The sequence below is a fragment of the Streptoverticillium olivoreticuli subsp. olivoreticuli genome, from assembly GCF_003391135.1.
Classification (GTDB): domain Bacteria; phylum Actinomycetota; class Actinomycetes; order Streptomycetales; family Streptomycetaceae; genus Streptomyces; species Streptomyces blastmyceticus.
Genome location: NZ_CP031455.1, coordinates 1,520,291 through 1,534,697, shown reverse-complemented (window position 1 = coordinate 1,534,697; position 14,407 = coordinate 1,520,291). Strand labels below are relative to the sequence as shown.

Sequence of the window (14,407 nt, the reverse complement as noted above, 5' to 3'; positions counted from 1 at the left end):
CAGGCGGGGCGGAATGCTAGACCGGACTACGGGGCGTCGCTCCGTCTCACGCGCACGCGCGCGCGTAGCCCTCTCGGCCTGCACCCTGATTAAGTTCGGGTTGGGTACAGCGGCTGTACGGCGGGGCGCCCGCGCGATCACCGGCCCATCCGGGCACCTCGCAGCAAGAAAGCTGCTGCCCGAACCTTCTTCTCCTATCGTGCATATAGGAAAGGAACTACGGGCAGCAGCTTTTTGCTTCACTTGCGTGTCGACCAGGGCTCCGCGCTGGGTGAGAGCGTCACGCGGCCATCTCCTCATCCTCTTCCTCGGCCTGCGGCTGCACCCACGTGATCGCTGCCCGATCCTCTACCCAAGTGGACGCTGTGGTCCCCGGTCGGGTGCGTTCGTCCTCACGAGCCTTCCGGACCACGATCCGAGCGACGAACAGCGACACCAGTTCCCTCCGCTGCGTGAGCGTCGCGCGGCCCCACCAGGTGCCGGGTCCGATCGGGTCGCCCTCGAAGCCGTCGTCTCGATCCAGCCACGCCAAGATGGGAAGCTCTGGCGACTCGGCGGCCGACAGCTCTTCCATGCGCTCCTCGGCCTGCTTCTGTCGCTGCTGCTGAGTCTCGACGTCCTTCCGCCAGCGCTTACGCCCGACGGCGTCTCCCCGGTACAGCTCCGCGTCGTCGTAGAGCTGTTCCAGTGCCCGGGTAGCGTCGGCCAGTTCCCCGCGTAGGGCGGCGCGCTCCTGGGCTGTCTCCGGGGCTTCCACGGCTTCCCCGAAGCGCTGTTGTACGCCTCGCAGGATTAGGGCGGCCTGTTCGTCGTACTCGGCGGCCGTGATGAACGCGAAGATGCGGCGGGCCACGAGGTCATTTAGCGAACCCTGCGAGATGGACACCCCGCCCTCATGCATGCCTGGCCTCCGCACACCCGCAGGCCGACCGCACATGTACGAAGCGACGGTCCGTCTCGCCGGGGCGGACTTCATCGGGGCGTCACACTCGCAGTACAAGATCTGTTGCCCGGTGAGGACGCTCTGAGCGACGTTGGACCACTTTTTCTGTTGCCTGGAGTCATCGAGCCACGCCTGAAGCTCCCACCAGTCAGCGGGATCGAGGATCGGTTCCCACGGCTGTAGGGGGTTGCCGTTCTCGTCCCGAACGATGCGGTAGTGATCAACGCTGCTGGTCTTGGTGCCGTCCTCACGGACCTTGTAGACCGGCTCACTGGCGTACCCGGCTATCTGCGGGTCCCGCAGAATCCGCTTGACCGTGATCAGATGCCATTGGCTGTTCTTGCAGAGCTTTCCTGTGTTGGCTCCGCGCGTGGGCACTCGGTTCTCGTTGGACTTGCGAACGACCCACCCGAGCGACCCCGGGACCTCTAGGCCCTTCCTCTCGGCGCGGCAAATGGTGGGGTCATCCTTGTACCGCTTGATGTCGATCCACCATGCCTGGATGACTTCGGCTTCCTTCACCAGCGTGGAGAGGAGCTGCACAACGATGGGCTTGCCTTCGCTGTCGTACCGGGTCTCGGGTACGCACTCGCGGCCGTAGGGGGGGCGGCCACCGACGTAGCCGCCGAGCTCCCGGGCCTTCTTCTTGGCTCCGGTGACAGCGACGCTCTTGTTCTTGCTCTCGCCGTGGGCAGCGTCAAGGCGCATGATCAGGTGGATCAGGTCCATGATGTTGCCTTGGCGGAACTCGCCCTCGGTGACGCTGACGATCGTCACGCCCCGGTTCAGGAGGTCGGTAACGATCGGGATTGCGTCCAGCGGTTCCATGCGAGAGAACCGCGATATGTAGTAGACGATGATCATGTTCACGCGACCGGCGCGGCAGTCGGCGAGAAGGCGATCAAACTCGGGCCGCTCTTTCCCGGTGAACGCAGAGATACCGATGTCTTCGTAATGGCGGGTCCATGCAAGATCCACGCCGGGGAGGGCAGCGCGCCGGTCGGCCTCAGCCTTGTTGGCGCTGCGCTGAGTGGCGGGGCTGGCTTCGCTGGCGTTGGCTCGCTTCTGGGACTGTCGGCCGTAGCCTGCGGCATAGATGGTGCTGGTCACACTGATACTCCGGGTAAGACACTGGCTCTAACTAGAGTAGAGGAGGTGAAGACAGCCAAAATGACAGAACTCAGCGAGTTCCTCCGTTCCCGTCGAGCCCGGCTGAGCCCCGAGGACGTGGGCCTGACGCCGCACGGCGGCCGGCGGCGCGTGCCCGGGCTGCGCCGCGAGGAGCTCGCCCAGCTCGCCGGTGTCAGCGTCGCCTACTACACACGCCTCGAACAGGGCCGCGGGCAGAACGTGTCCAGCTCCGTGCTCGACGCCATAGCCGACGCGCTGGGCCTGAGCCGGGCCGAGCGGGACCACCTCAACCACCTGGTCCGGCCGTCCCGGGCCCGCAAGACCGGGGCGCGCCCGCAGCGCGTCCGCCCGGCGGTGCAGCAGCTGATCGACAGCATGGACAACGTCCCCGCCTACGTCGTCGGCCGGCGGCTGGACGTCATCGCCTGGAACCGGATGGCCTGCGCCCTCCTCGGCGACTACGCCGTCGCCCCCGCCCACCAGCGCAACATGGCCTGGCAGATCTTCCTCGACCCGGCCTCCCGCGAGCTCTACGTGCAGTGGGAGCGCAAGGCGGCCGACATCGTCGCCTTCCTCCGGCTCGACGCCGGCCGCTACCCCGACGATCCGCAGCTGGCCGCGCTGGTCGGCGAACTCTCGGTCAAGAGCCAGGAGTTCAGGGAGCTGTGGGCCACGCACGACGTGCAGGACAAGGGGTTCGGCGTGAAGCAGTTCCATCATCCCGTCGTGGGCCCGCTGACGCTCGCGTGCGAGACGCTGGTGCTGCCGTCGGACGCGGGTCAGCAGCTGATCACCTACCACGCGGAGCCGGGTTCGGCATCCGCGGAGTCGCTGCGCCTGCTGGCGAGTTGGACGCTTGGCGCGACCGATTCCCGGACGGATGCCGAGCGTCCCACCACGCAGGCTTGATGGCGCGTGCGGCCCGGTCAGGGGCGCGGCACGCCGATCGGATTGGGCACCGGCAGCACTCCCGTGTCGACGAGATGCCGGCTCAACGGCACGGCCAAGCCGATCGCCTCCTCGACCCCGGACTCGCCCAGGGCCGCGACCGGGTCCGCCGCGAGCCGGTCGGTGTCCTCCTCCAGCTGCCGCCGCAGCGCCTCGCCCGCGCGGGTCGGCCGCGTCGTACGGTCCAGCAGTCCGCGCGCCACCAGCCTGCGGCGGCCGTCCTCCCATTCGGCTTCCGTCCAGCCCCGGTTGGCCTGGAAGGTCTCCTGGGGGACCCCTCCGTCCGCCACCAGCGTGAGGGTGGCGTCGAGGCCCCGGAGCCCCGCGCCGACGGCGGCGAGGACGTGGCCGTCGCCGCGGTGCTCGCGCAGCACCGTCGCCGCCAGCCAGACGCGCCCGGCGGCCGACGCCGGCCTGCGCACCCCGGACCAGCCCGCCGCCAGCGGCCTGCCGTCGTAGCGGCAGCCCGCCACGGCTTGTTCGAGCAGTTCCGCGAGGCGTTCGAGACGGTCCTCCGAGCCGGGCGGCAGCGCGCGCTCCAGCGTCGCCCGCACCGCGTCGAGCCGGGCGGCCAGCACCGCTTCGGGCGACGCGTAGGCCCAGGCGTCGGGCAGTGACCGGGCCACCATGGAGGGGGCGAAGCCGAACAGCATCGCGGTCACGGGCGGGGCGTCCAGCGGCCCGAGCGGTGCGACCCGCCCGGTGAAGTAGCCCATCCACCAGCTCGGCAGGCCGAGCGCCTTGGCCGCCGCGGCGGGCTCCGGCGCGAAATACACCACGGCGTGCAGTGGCTCGACGGCCTCCCAGAGGCGTCTGGCCGGTGTCCGTTGCGGATCCATCGTGTCCTTCCGGTAGCGGGCTCCCCTTCGTGCGGGCAGCTTGCGGGCAGCGCCAGGATCGCAGCGCCCGTGGCCCCGTCGCCACTGTGCGGAGCGCCCCGGCCCGGACGCGCCTGTGCCTCCGGGGCGCCGCCGATGAGGCGTCCCGGAGGCACGGCGACCTGCCGGTGGCGTCAGCGCTTGGCGGCCGGCTTCTCCTTCGGCGTGTTGGCCTCGGTGACGTTCACCGCGGACCACGCCTTGTCGACCGTCTTGTACTCGGTGCTGTCGGCGCCGTAGATGTCCGCGGCGGCCTGGAGCGTGGCCGTACGGGCCTCGTGGAAGTCGGTGGTCGAGACCATGTACCGGGTCAGCGCCCGGTAGAAGATCTGCTCCGCCTTGTCCCGGCCGATGCCGGAGACGGTCGAGCCGTCGTGCGTCGGGGAGTTGTACTCCACGCCGTTGACGGTCTTCTTGCCGCTGCCCTCGGCCAGCAGGTAGAAGGCGTGCGAGGAGACGCCCGAGCCCGCGTGGACCTCACGGTCGTAGGAGCCGGAGTCCCAGTAGTCGACCGTGCCCTCGAGCTTGTCCTGCGACGGCTCGTCCAGGCGGCGCAGGAACTTCTGGTCCAGGCCGAGCTTCTCGCCGATCAGGTAGTTCGGGGGGTTGGCCGGGTTGTTGGTCTTGAACTCGACGGCCGTGCCGAAGATGTCGGCGAACGACTCGTTGAGCGAGCCCGCCTCGCCGAACTGGTTCTGCCGCGCGTCCACCCGCGTCGGCTGGAAGTCGGCGGTCGCCTCGACCACACCGTGGGTGAGCTCGTGACCGGTGACGTCCAGGGCGACCAGCGCCTGCTTGAACGTTTCTCCATCACCGTCGCCGTAGAGCATGCACGAGCAGTCGGGGGACCAGAAGGCGTTGCCCACCTTGTCGCCGAAGTGCACGACCGCGTTCGGGCCGGCGCCGTCGTCCTTGATGCCGTTCCGGCCGAAGGTGCTCTTGTAGAAGTCGAGCGTGCTGGTGATGCCGTACTGCGCGTCCACCGCGGCGGTGGTGGGGTCCGAGGACGTGCCGTTGCCCCAGCTGTTACCGGCGTGGACGAAGGGCTTGCCGTCCTTGAAGGACTCGATCTCCTTGCCGCCGGCGTCCCGGGTCTCGGCGCCACCGCGGCTGGGGTCCTTGAGCGTGAAGGAGTTCTCGGCGGTCTGCGTGGTCGTCAGCGGCACCTTGCCGACGAACAGGGAGGAACCGGAACCGGTCGCCGGCGCCGGGAAGCTGCCCCGGGCCTTGCCGCCCTTCGCGGGCACGGTGGCCTTCGACCCCGTCTGCGGGGTGGCCTTCTGGCCCGTGCTGCGCAGCTTGGACTTCAGCTGCGGGGATATGAAGCCGTCGGTGAGCGGGGTGCTGCTGAGCACCTTGCCCGAGGCGGCGTCGACGACGACCGAGTGGATGCCGCCGGTCTCGGTGGAGCGGCTGTCGGTGACGGTGACCCGGTAGGCCAGGACCGGCGTCCCGGCCGTCGCGTCGACGACCAGCTCGGTCCTGCCGGCCTTGCCGTCGGCCGAGGACGCGGCCTTGGCGGCCGCCTGCGGCGCGGACAGCTTGGGGGTGACGGTGGGCAGGGATATCTGGTGGTGTATCGCCCGGGTCACGCCCAGGTAGTTGTGCTTGGCGTCGAGGTGGACGACGAGGTCGCCGCCGACCACGGGCACGCCGCGGTAGACCCGGGCGAACCGGACGTGCCGCTTGCCCTCGGGGTCGATCAGGGTGTCCTTGACCGTCAGGGTCTCCGTCTTGCCGACGCCGGTCGCGGAGGCGTGGGCGGCGGCCGCGCTGCGTGCGGCCTTGACGACCTCCGCCTTGGCGGCGGCCGTGGCCGCCGTGGTGGCGGAGGCGCGGGCGGACTCACGGGCCCGGTCGGTGACGCCCGAGGACGGGGTGGCGGTGGCGGTGCCCGCCATGGTGGCCGCGGCCACCACCGCGACGGCGGTGGCGGTGAGCACTCGTCTGTGGGATGTGGGGGATGTACGCACTGTTCAGCGCCCTTTGCGGTGAGGGCGGTTCGGGACGTGCCCGGCCGCCTGCATACACGCGGTGCTGTCACTGGCGCACCGCGGGAACCTGTGGTCCCGCGGAGGACTCTGCCTGCATTGGCATGCCCACGAAAAGAGGAAAAGTCGTGATGTCCGGTGAGTTGATCAAGTCTTAACAAAGCGTCAACGCAAGGTGAGCGGACGGCGACTTGGTGTCTACCCGGAGGTGAAGACGGCATTGTGGAAGCGGGGGTTGTCGCGCGAGGGCAAGTGCTCACTATGTGAGACAGTGGGGTGCGCGGCGCGCGGTCCGGAGGATCCCGCCCGGGAAAAGCCGCGTCATCCCGGCCAGTTGCCACCCTCCACGCGTCGGCCCCGCAGGCGCAGCCGGGCCGCCAGCCGCTCCTCCGCCAGATACACCCAGGCCCGCACCGTATCGCCATCAGGCAGACGAACCGGGCGGATCACTCGGACATAATGGTTCGCCGAGCCACCCGGTTCGTAGCCCTCCAGTACGTCGAGCGACGCCAGTACCGCGTCGTAGCGGTCGGCCGGCAGCCACAGTGCCTCGCCGAGGATCTCGCCCTCCGGGTCCGCCACCGCGTACGGATAGCCCGGTCCCTCGTAGAGGGCCGCCCCGCGCATCCGTGCCGGTTTCTCCGCCACCGTGCGGCCGCGGAGGAGCCGCGCGTGGTTGCCCCGGCCGGGGCGCAGCGTTCCGTATACAAAGACGGGCAGCAGCTCACGGTCCACCACTGGGGCTCCCTTACGTCCGCGGCCGCCGCCGGAAGGCGGTGGCACCGGGCCCGCCGTAAAATACCCCTATGGGAGAGCGGCCGGTCGCGCCCTCCGCCCCCGAACTCGTCATCGAGTCCGACGGCGGCTCGCAGACGATGAGTCCGAGCCGGACCTACCACGTGGGGCGCGATCCCTCGAGCGACATCGTGCTCGACGACGCGCGGGTCTCATGGCACCACGCGGTGCTCCGGCCCGTCGAGGACCACTGGACGGTCGAGGACACCGGCAGCACCAACGGCACCTACACCGAAGGCCACCGCATCCAGGCCCTGGAGGTGGACGCGGGCACCGTCATCCGCTTCGGCAACCCCGCCGACGGCCCGGCCGCCGTGCTCAGACGGGCCGGGGCGCCGGTGTCCGTGCCCGGTGCCACCGGGACGTTCCGCAGGCCCACGTCCGTACGCCCCCTGCCGTCCCGCACCATCCGCATCGGCCGGGCCGCCGACAACGACCTGACCGTCGACGACCTGGTGGTCTCCAGGCGCCACGCCGAGCTCCGCGCCGGTGCGGACGGCACCTACGAGATCGTGGACCTCGGCAGCCACAACGGCACCTACCTCAACGGCCGCCTCGTGCGCAGCGCCCCCGTGCACCCGGGCGACATCGTCGGCATCGGCCACTCCGCGTTCTGCCTCGTCGGCGACGAACTGCAGGAGTACGTCGACACCGGCGAGGTCTCGCTCGACGTCCAGGACCTGTCCGTCCATGTGGACAAGGGCCGCAGGACGCTGCTGGACGACGTCTCGTTCCCGGTGAGCGCCAAGTGCCTGCTCGCCGTCGTCGGGCCGAGCGGCGCCGGCAAGTCGACCCTCCTCAACGCCCTCACCGGGCTGCGCCCGGCCGACCGCGGCACCGTGCTCTACGACGGCCGCGACCTCTACCACGACTACCCCGAGCTCCGGGCGCGCATCGGGCTCGTACCGCAGGAGGACATCCTGCACGCCCAGCTGAGCGTGCGCCGCGCCCTCGGCTACGCCGCGGAGCTGCGCTTCCCCGGCGACACCGCGAAGGCCGAACGGCGGGCGCGCGTCGACGAGGTGATCGGCGAACTCGGCCTCCGGCAGCGCGCGGGCCAGGCCATCCACAGCCTCTCCGGCGGCCAGCGCAAGCGCGTCAGCGTCGCCCTGGAACTCCTCACCAAGCCCTCCCTGCTCTTCCTGGACGAACCCACCTCCGGGCTCGACCCCGGCATGGACCGCTCGGTGATGACCATGCTGCGCGGCCTGGCCGACGACGGCCGCACCGTCATCGTCGTCACCCACAGCGTGCTCAGCCTCGACCTGTGCGACCGGCTGCTGGTCCTCGCGCCCGGCGGACGGACCGCGTTCTACGGGCCGCCGGGCGAGACCCTGCCCTTCTTCGGCTTCTCCCAATGGCCGGAGGCCTTCGAGGCGTTCGAGAACGACACGGGCCGCGACTGGGCGGGGGAGTACCGCGCCTCCCCGCAGTACCGCCAGTACGTCGGCGCCGCCACCGAACAGCCCCACGTACCGGGCGTCCCGGTCCGTGACCCCACCCCCGCACCGCTCAAGGCGCAGAGCTGGGGATCCCAGCTCCGTACGCTGGTCCGCCGGTACACCGCGGCGCTGACCGCCGACCGCACCTTCCTGGTCATCATGATCGCGCTGCCGTTCATCATGGGGGCGATGGCCCGGGCCCTGGCCGGCAGCAGACTCACCGCCGAGACGGCGATGAACGCCCTGCTGATCCTGTGCATCGGAGGAGTCCTGGCGGGTGCGGCCAACGCGGTCCGTGAACTGGTCAAGGAACGGGCCATCTACCAGCGGGAGCGGGCGGTCGGCCTCTCCAGATCCGCGTATCTGATGTCGAAGGTCGTGGTCCTGGGGCTGATCACCGTCTGCCAGGCAGTGGTCCTGACCCTGGTCGGCCTGCTCGGGGTCGATCTCGGCGCCCCGCACGGCAAGGGCGTGCTCCTGCAGCCGCTCGTCGAGATCACCGTGGCCGTGGCACTGCTGTCGTTCACCGCCATGATGCTCGGCCTGTTCATCTCGGCCCTGGTGCGCAAGGAGGAGGTCACCATGCCGCTGCTGGTCCTCCTCACGATCGTCCAGGTCGTCTTCTGCGGGGCGCTGGTCAAACTCCACGGAATGCCGGGTCTGGAACAGCTGGCATGGCTGGTGCCCTCGCGCTGGGCGTTCGCCGCGATGGGCGGGACGATCGACCTGCGGCGCATCGCGGTCGGGAGCAAGGTGACCGCCGACCCGCTCCTCCAGCACTCCGTCGGCACCTGGCTGCTCAACATGGGCATGATGGTCGTGCTGTCGGTCGTCCTGGGCCTCGTCGTCGTCCGGCTGCTGCGCCGCAACGAGCCCGCCGTCATGCGGAAATAGCAGGTGGAGCCGCTCCATGAACCCAGCCACCGCACCGGACGCCGCCGCGGACTTCCGGCCCACCCACGTCGTGCCCCCGGACGGCCTGCCCACCTGGACGGCCCCGGACGCGGCGGTGCCCACGGAGCCGCTGGACCCGCTGCTGCCCGTACGGCTCCTGGACCGCCGTGGCGACTGGGGGCAGGTGCTCTGCTCCAACGGCTGGACCGCCTGGACCGACTCCCGCCCGCTCGTCCCGCTGCCCCAGGGTCCGCCCGCCGCCGGCGGGCCGCTCACCCGTACGGCCGACGCCCGCCGGCTGCTCGCCAGGGCCGAGGAGACCCTGGGCGCCTACCACCGGGCGGTGGCCGACCTGGCCGCCGGGCGCACCGACGGGGAGAGCTTCCGGCGGAGCACCGAGGGGCTGCGGATCGGGGTGGTCGTCGACGGCGACGCCGTCTGGCTCTACGACCCGGACGAGGATCACTGGTGCTACTGCGACGGCACGGCCATGGCGGTCCTCGCCCCGGGCGGCCCCGCGGCCCCGCGACCCGCCTCCGGGAGCGACCCGGGCGAGGCCACCCGGATCGTCGGGCCGGGTGACGGCCGGTGACCCCCGACCGGGCCCGCCCGGACGACCCCGTGGAGCGGCCCTCCGAACTGATCGGGCGCCGCATCGCGACGTACCAGGTGGAGAGCGAGATCGGACGCGGCGGCATGGCGGTCGTCTACCGCGCCCGCGACCTGCGCCTCGGCCGCACCGTCGCCCTCAAGCTGCTCGCCCCCGAACTCGTCCGCAACGACACCTTCCGGCAGCGCTTCGGCCATGAGTCGCGGGTGGCCGCCGCCATCGACCACCCGCACATCGTGCCGGTGTTCGAGGCCGGGGAGGCCGACGGGCTGCTCTACATCGCCATGCGGTACGTGGCCGGGCAGGACCTCCGCGCGCTCCTCGACCGCGACGGACCGCTGCCCCTCGCCACCGCCTGCCGGATCGCCACCCAGGTCGCCTCCGCCCTCGACGCCGCCCACGCGCACGACCTGGTGCACCGGGACGTCAAGCCCGGCAACATCCTGGTGGCGGAGGGGACCGACAGCGACCACCCCGAGCACGTCTACCTCACCGACTTCGGGCTGACGAAGAAGTCGCTGTCGCTGACCGGTTACACCCGGGTGGGCCAGTTCGTCGGCACCTTGGACTACGTCGCTCCCGAGCAGATCTCCGGGAAACCGGTGGACGGGCGCTGCGATGTCTACAGCCTGGGCTGCGTGGTGTTCGAGATGCTGTCGGGCGCTCCGCCGTTCCGGCGCGACGACGACATCGCGCTGCTGTGGGCGCACCAGTACGATCCGCCGCCCCGGCTCTCCGACCGTCTTCCGGACCTGCCGCCCGGGGTGGACGAGGTGCTGGCCAGGGCGCTGGCCAAGTCCCCTGACGACCGGTTCGGCAGTTGCCTGCGGTTCGTGACCGAACTGCGGACGGCGGGGGCGGCTGCTCCCGCCCCGACGCACGCCCCCACCCGCGTGGACCCGGGCCTCCGCCCCGACCTCCCGCCGGCTCCACCGCGCTGGGCGGCGCCGGTCTTCCCGGAAGAGCCGCCCCTGCCCCGCCGCCTCCCGTAATCGGACCCCCGCCCGGTCACGGCAACTCGCCCCGCCGGCGCACCCGCCACGCGCAGACACCGCCCAGCGTGCCCGCGATCAGGCCCCACAGCAGTCCGAGCCCCAGCAGTGTCCACAGCCGTGGCCGCAGTGTGACCTCGCCGCCGAAGCCTCCCAGGTCGCCGACGCCGAGCAGCGACAGCCCGAACCGCGCCGAGATCCGGGTGAGCGCTCCCACGACGAGCAGCGTGACGGCCAGTGCCACCGCCAGCCGGACGCCGTGCCGCCAGGGCGCGGTGCGGGCCGGGGACCGTACGGCCGTCACGAACCCCGCGGCGAGCAGCGCGACCGCGGCCAGGGCCACCAGCAGCCAGGCGCGCCCGTCCTGCTCGGCGAGCGAGGAGACGTTCACGGCGGCGGTGCCGTGCTTCACCCGCAGCACCGCGGCCAGGGCCTTGGGCACGGGCAGTCCGATGGCGTCGGGTACCCGGCCGTCCCAGGTGCCGCCGAGGCCCGTGCCGAAGGCGAGCCAGGCGAGGTTGGGCAGCCCCAGCAGCAGTACGGCGGCGGTCTGCGCGGTGTGGCCACGCGTGCACAGGACGACCACGCCGACGACCAGCCCCAGCACCACGTACGCCAGCAGTACCACCAGCATCGCGAACGCGGCGGGCCGCACCGCGTCCTGGAAGCGCAGCAACCGTGACGGCAGCGGGGTCTTGCGGGACACCGCGACGGCCAGGGCGAGCAGCACCAGCAGCCACAGCAGTCCCAGGCCGAGCGTGGGCGCCATCGCCGCGCGGAAGCCGACGACCGGCGTCGCCCCGAGGGCCGCGCCGATGTCACCGATCAGCGAATCGCCCAGGTCGATGCGGAACGTGTGCCGGGCGGCGAGCGTGATCAGTACCAGGGCGAGCAGCCACAGTAGGGCCGTACGGGCGACCCTGCCCAGCAGTTCGCCGCCGCTCGCCACCGCCCGGTGACGCAGCGGCAGCAGGAAGACGACGGCGATCGCCACGGCACCGGCCAGGGTCACCGAGAGCGGGACGACGTCCAGGCTCGCGCCCGTACGGCCGAAGAAGCCGGCGCCGCCCGACAGCTCCACCGTGCCCCCGACGGCGGTGACCACGGTGGCCGCGACGACGGACGGGAAGGCGCCGCCGGGCAGCCCGGTCGCCCCGGCGGCCCACAGGCCGAGCGCGGCGACGACGGCCATGGCCGCCACCCCGGCGGCCACGGCCGCGAACGCGTCCCACCAGGTGCGCAGGGAACGGTGCGCGGCAGCCGGGGCGGCGGCCCTCGGTGGCTGGGTCACGCTGCCTCCGGAAACGTCGTCGGCGGTGGTCGGTGTGCGGCCCGGCCCGGTGTGCGCCGGGTGGCGCCCGGAAGTTCAACGTAAGCCCGGAGGCGCCGTGCCACCTGTCGGGCGCGCATCCGCCGGAGCCCGGCTTCCGTTTGCGGGGCGCGCCGGTTTGCGTCACACAATGAACAGCGGCGAAAGCGTGCAGAACAGGGCAGAGAAGAACAACCGGATCGCCTCCACCGTAGGAGAAGGGCCCCGTGTCGTCCGAACCACCGTCAGAGAACCGCCCCACCGGTCCACCGTCCGGCCCCCTCGCCGGGCAGGGATCCGGGTCCGGGCCGTCCAGACCTCCGGAACCGACCCGGGCCGACCTGCCGTCGGGCACCCCGGCCGCGCCCGAGGGGCCGTCAGGACCGCGGCGGCCGCCCGTGCCGCCCGCCCCGCCGACGGGCGGCACGGGCGGCCACGGCATGCCGGGTGAAGAGCCGGGCGGGGGAGGGACCCCCTGGTGGCGGTCCCTCCCCAAGGTCGCGCTCCTCGCGGGTGCGCTCGTCGCGGCCGCCGCGCTCGCCGTCTTCTTCCTCCGTTCGGACAACAGCGGCTCCGGCGAGGTCTACCTCCAGTCCGCCTCCGCCGAGGGCACCGACCCCTTCACCGCGTCGACGGCGAAGGACACCGGCGGCCGGGCGACCGCCTCGCCCACCGCCCCCGCCGCCACGGGCGGCTCCGGCTCCCGCACCGTCCAGGGCTCGACGCCCGGCCTCTACGGCGGTACCCAGAACGTGGCCAGCTGCGATGTCGAGCGGCAGATCGGCTATCTGACCGAGGACCAGACGAAGGCCCGCGCCTTCGCGACCGCGGCCGGGATCGAGCCGGGCTACGTCCCCGAATACCTGCGCGGCCTGACCCCCTTGCAGCTGCGCACCGACACCCGGGTCACCAACCACGGCTACCGCAGCGGCTCCGCCACGGCCTACCAGGCCGTCCTCCAGGCGGGCACGGCCGTGCTCGTCGACGACCGGGGTATGCCCCGCGTGCGCTGCGCCTGCGGCAACCCGCTCGGCCCGCCCGTCGCCACGAAGGGCACCCCCCAGGCCAAGGGCAAGGCGTGGCGCGCCTACCGCTCCGGCGAGGCGGTCGCCGTCGTGCCGGCCGGCGCGGCCATGAGCGTCATGGTCGTCTACGACCCGCAGAGCGGCCGGTGGTTCGAGCGCCCGGTGGGCACCCAGGGCGACAGCGACAGCTCCACCTCGCGCCCCAGCACCACGTCGCCCAGCCCCGCGCAGCCGAGCGTGCCACCGAGCGGCCCCTCGTCGCCGAAGTCGTCCCCGTCCCCCTCGCCCTCGGTGCCGACGCCCCACAGCTCACCGCCCCCGCCGTCCCCGCAGGCGCCCGGTCCGGCGTACGGGCCCGCCGCACGCACCGGGGCGCGACCGTGAGCGGCTCGGAGGCCGCGCGACGGGTGCGGCGTACGGACCCGTCCGGCCCGTACGCCCGCGAGCGCGCGAACTGAGACCCGGACCGATGCGCCGACCGCCCGCCGCGCGCGGGCCCGCCACCGCCGCCCCCACATGTGCGGGGGCGCTGCCGGGGCGGCGGGCGGTGTCCCCGCGCTCGGGGCGGTCCACCTGGCTGCTGCTCGCGGCGGCGGTCCTCTACAACGCCTGGATCCTGGAGTTCCTCCTGCCCACCGGGCTGGACGCCCGGCACTCCTATGTGAGCGAGCTCTTCGCCGCCGACCAGCGGTTGCACGTGCTCTTCGGCGGGATCGAGATCGTCACGGCGCTGCTGGTCGCGGCGGGGGCGATCCCGCGCGTGCCGCCGGGCGGCGGACGGGTCCCGGCGGACCGCTGGGCGACCGGCGGCCGCTGGGCGCTCGTCGCCTTCGCCGCGTCGTCCGTGGGCGACGTGCTGCTGCCGATGCGCTGCGCGCCGTCCGTCAACCGCGCCTGCGAGGCGGTGAATCCGTGGCACACGGGCACCAGCGCCCTCGCCCACGCCGCGCTGTTCGCCTCCATGGCGCTGCTCATCGTCGCGTCCCGGGCGCAAGGGGGGCGATGGCCACTGATCCGCCGCTGGGGGCCGTGGGTGCTCGGCGCCGCGCTGGTGACGGCGCTGGCGACGGTGGGCCCGCTGTTCGGGAGACCCGGCTGGCACGGAGTGCCGCAGCGGGCGCACTTGGTGCTGGTCGGGGTGTGGCTGGCGCTGCTCGCCGCGGCGCTGCGCGGGCGCCCGCACCACCGGTGACCCAGGACTCCCCCGTACCCGTGGTCACTCGCCGTCTTGGGAGGAATTCGGCCGAATGTGCGTGATGGTCGCGACGGTCGGGCGGGTGTGCGGAAGGCGGCCGGGGGAGGGGCTTCCGGCCCCTCGTGCCTGGTCAGACATCCGGCTGGGAGGAATGGTTCACTCCGGCGCGAATGCGGATGACCAACGAGGCAGTTAATTCAGGCCTGTTGCAAAAATATGGCCCCTTGTGAACGGAAGATGTCCAACAACATGAT

11 protein-coding genes are annotated in these 14,407 nt (G+C 72.1%); 6 read left to right on the top strand and 5 right to left on the bottom strand.

Going from position 1 to position 14,407, the window contains the following annotated elements:
• Positions 1 to 280 precede the first annotated feature (280 nt).
• The gene (locus tag DXZ73_RS06655; protein ID WP_162890077.1) at positions 281 to 2,053 is read right to left on the bottom strand and encodes a recombinase family protein; all 1,773 of its coding nucleotides are present in this window, start codon (positions 2,051 to 2,053) and stop codon (positions 281 to 283) included.
• Positions 2,054 to 2,113: 60 nt separating this feature from the next.
• On the opposite strand from DXZ73_RS06655, the gene DXZ73_RS06650 reads away from it, so the two are divergent.
• Positions 2,114 to 2,983, top strand: a complete 870-nt coding sequence (locus DXZ73_RS06650; RefSeq protein WP_116210082.1) for a helix-turn-helix transcriptional regulator — start codon at positions 2,114 to 2,116, stop codon at positions 2,981 to 2,983.
• A 17-nt stretch (positions 2,984 to 3,000) separates the two neighbouring features.
• On the opposite strand, the gene DXZ73_RS06645 is transcribed toward DXZ73_RS06650, so the two are convergent.
• From DXZ73_RS06645 to DXZ73_RS06635, 3 genes are all read right to left on the bottom strand, one after another.
• Entirely contained in the window at positions 3,001 to 3,861 is an 861-nt protein-coding gene (locus DXZ73_RS06645) for an SCO6745 family protein (protein ID WP_116210081.1), read from the bottom strand.
• Positions 3,862 to 4,034: 173 nt separating this feature from the next.
• Complete coding sequence (locus DXZ73_RS06640; protein ID WP_116215457.1) at positions 4,035 to 5,801, bottom strand: M4 family metallopeptidase; 1,767 nt, start codon at positions 5,799 to 5,801, stop codon at positions 4,035 to 4,037.
• 411 nt (positions 5,802 to 6,212) lie between these two features.
• On the bottom strand, positions 6,213 to 6,629 hold the full coding sequence (locus tag DXZ73_RS06635) for a gamma-glutamylcyclotransferase family protein (protein WP_116210080.1): 417 nt from the start codon (positions 6,627 to 6,629) through the stop codon (positions 6,213 to 6,215).
• 68 nt (positions 6,630 to 6,697) lie between these two features.
• Between DXZ73_RS06635 and DXZ73_RS06630 the strand changes: the two genes are divergently transcribed.
• From DXZ73_RS06630 to DXZ73_RS06620, 3 genes are read left to right on the top strand one after another with little or no spacing between them, the layout of a single operon-like run.
• Positions 6,698 to 9,022 (top strand): FHA domain-containing protein, encoded by a 2,325-nt coding sequence (locus DXZ73_RS06630; protein WP_116210079.1) that lies wholly within the window; start codon positions 6,698 to 6,700, stop codon positions 9,020 to 9,022.
• A gap of 16 nt (positions 9,023 to 9,038) precedes the next feature.
• Positions 9,039 to 9,614, top strand: a complete 576-nt coding sequence (locus tag DXZ73_RS06625; RefSeq protein ID WP_116210078.1) for a hypothetical protein — start codon at positions 9,039 to 9,041, stop codon at positions 9,612 to 9,614.
• Entirely contained in the window at positions 9,611 to 10,624 is a 1,014-nt protein-coding gene (locus DXZ73_RS06620; protein WP_116210077.1) for a serine/threonine-protein kinase, read from the top strand. Before DXZ73_RS06625 ends, DXZ73_RS06620 begins: the two co-directional genes overlap by 4 nt.
• Positions 10,625 to 10,640: 16 nt before the next feature.
• Here the strand turns inward: DXZ73_RS06620 and DXZ73_RS06615 are convergent, their stop codons facing one another.
• Positions 10,641 to 11,915, bottom strand: a complete 1,275-nt coding sequence (locus DXZ73_RS06615) for a streptophobe family protein (protein ID WP_425315820.1) — start codon at positions 11,913 to 11,915, stop codon at positions 10,641 to 10,643.
• A 245-nt stretch (positions 11,916 to 12,160) separates the two neighbouring features.
• On the opposite strand from DXZ73_RS06615, the gene DXZ73_RS06610 reads away from it, so the two are divergent.
• Together DXZ73_RS06610 and DXZ73_RS06605 are read left to right on the top strand one after the other, a co-directional pair.
• Positions 12,161 to 13,342, top strand: a complete 1,182-nt coding sequence (locus DXZ73_RS06610) for a DUF6777 domain-containing protein (RefSeq protein WP_162890076.1) — start codon at positions 12,161 to 12,163, stop codon at positions 13,340 to 13,342.
• A gap of 85 nt (positions 13,343 to 13,427) precedes the next feature.
• Positions 13,428 to 14,150 carry a DUF998 domain-containing protein gene (locus DXZ73_RS06605; protein ID WP_116210075.1) on the top strand — a complete coding sequence of 241 codons (723 nt, stop codon included), beginning with the start codon at positions 13,428 to 13,430 and terminating at the stop codon, positions 14,148 to 14,150.
• Positions 14,151 to 14,407: the final 257 nt, after the last annotated feature.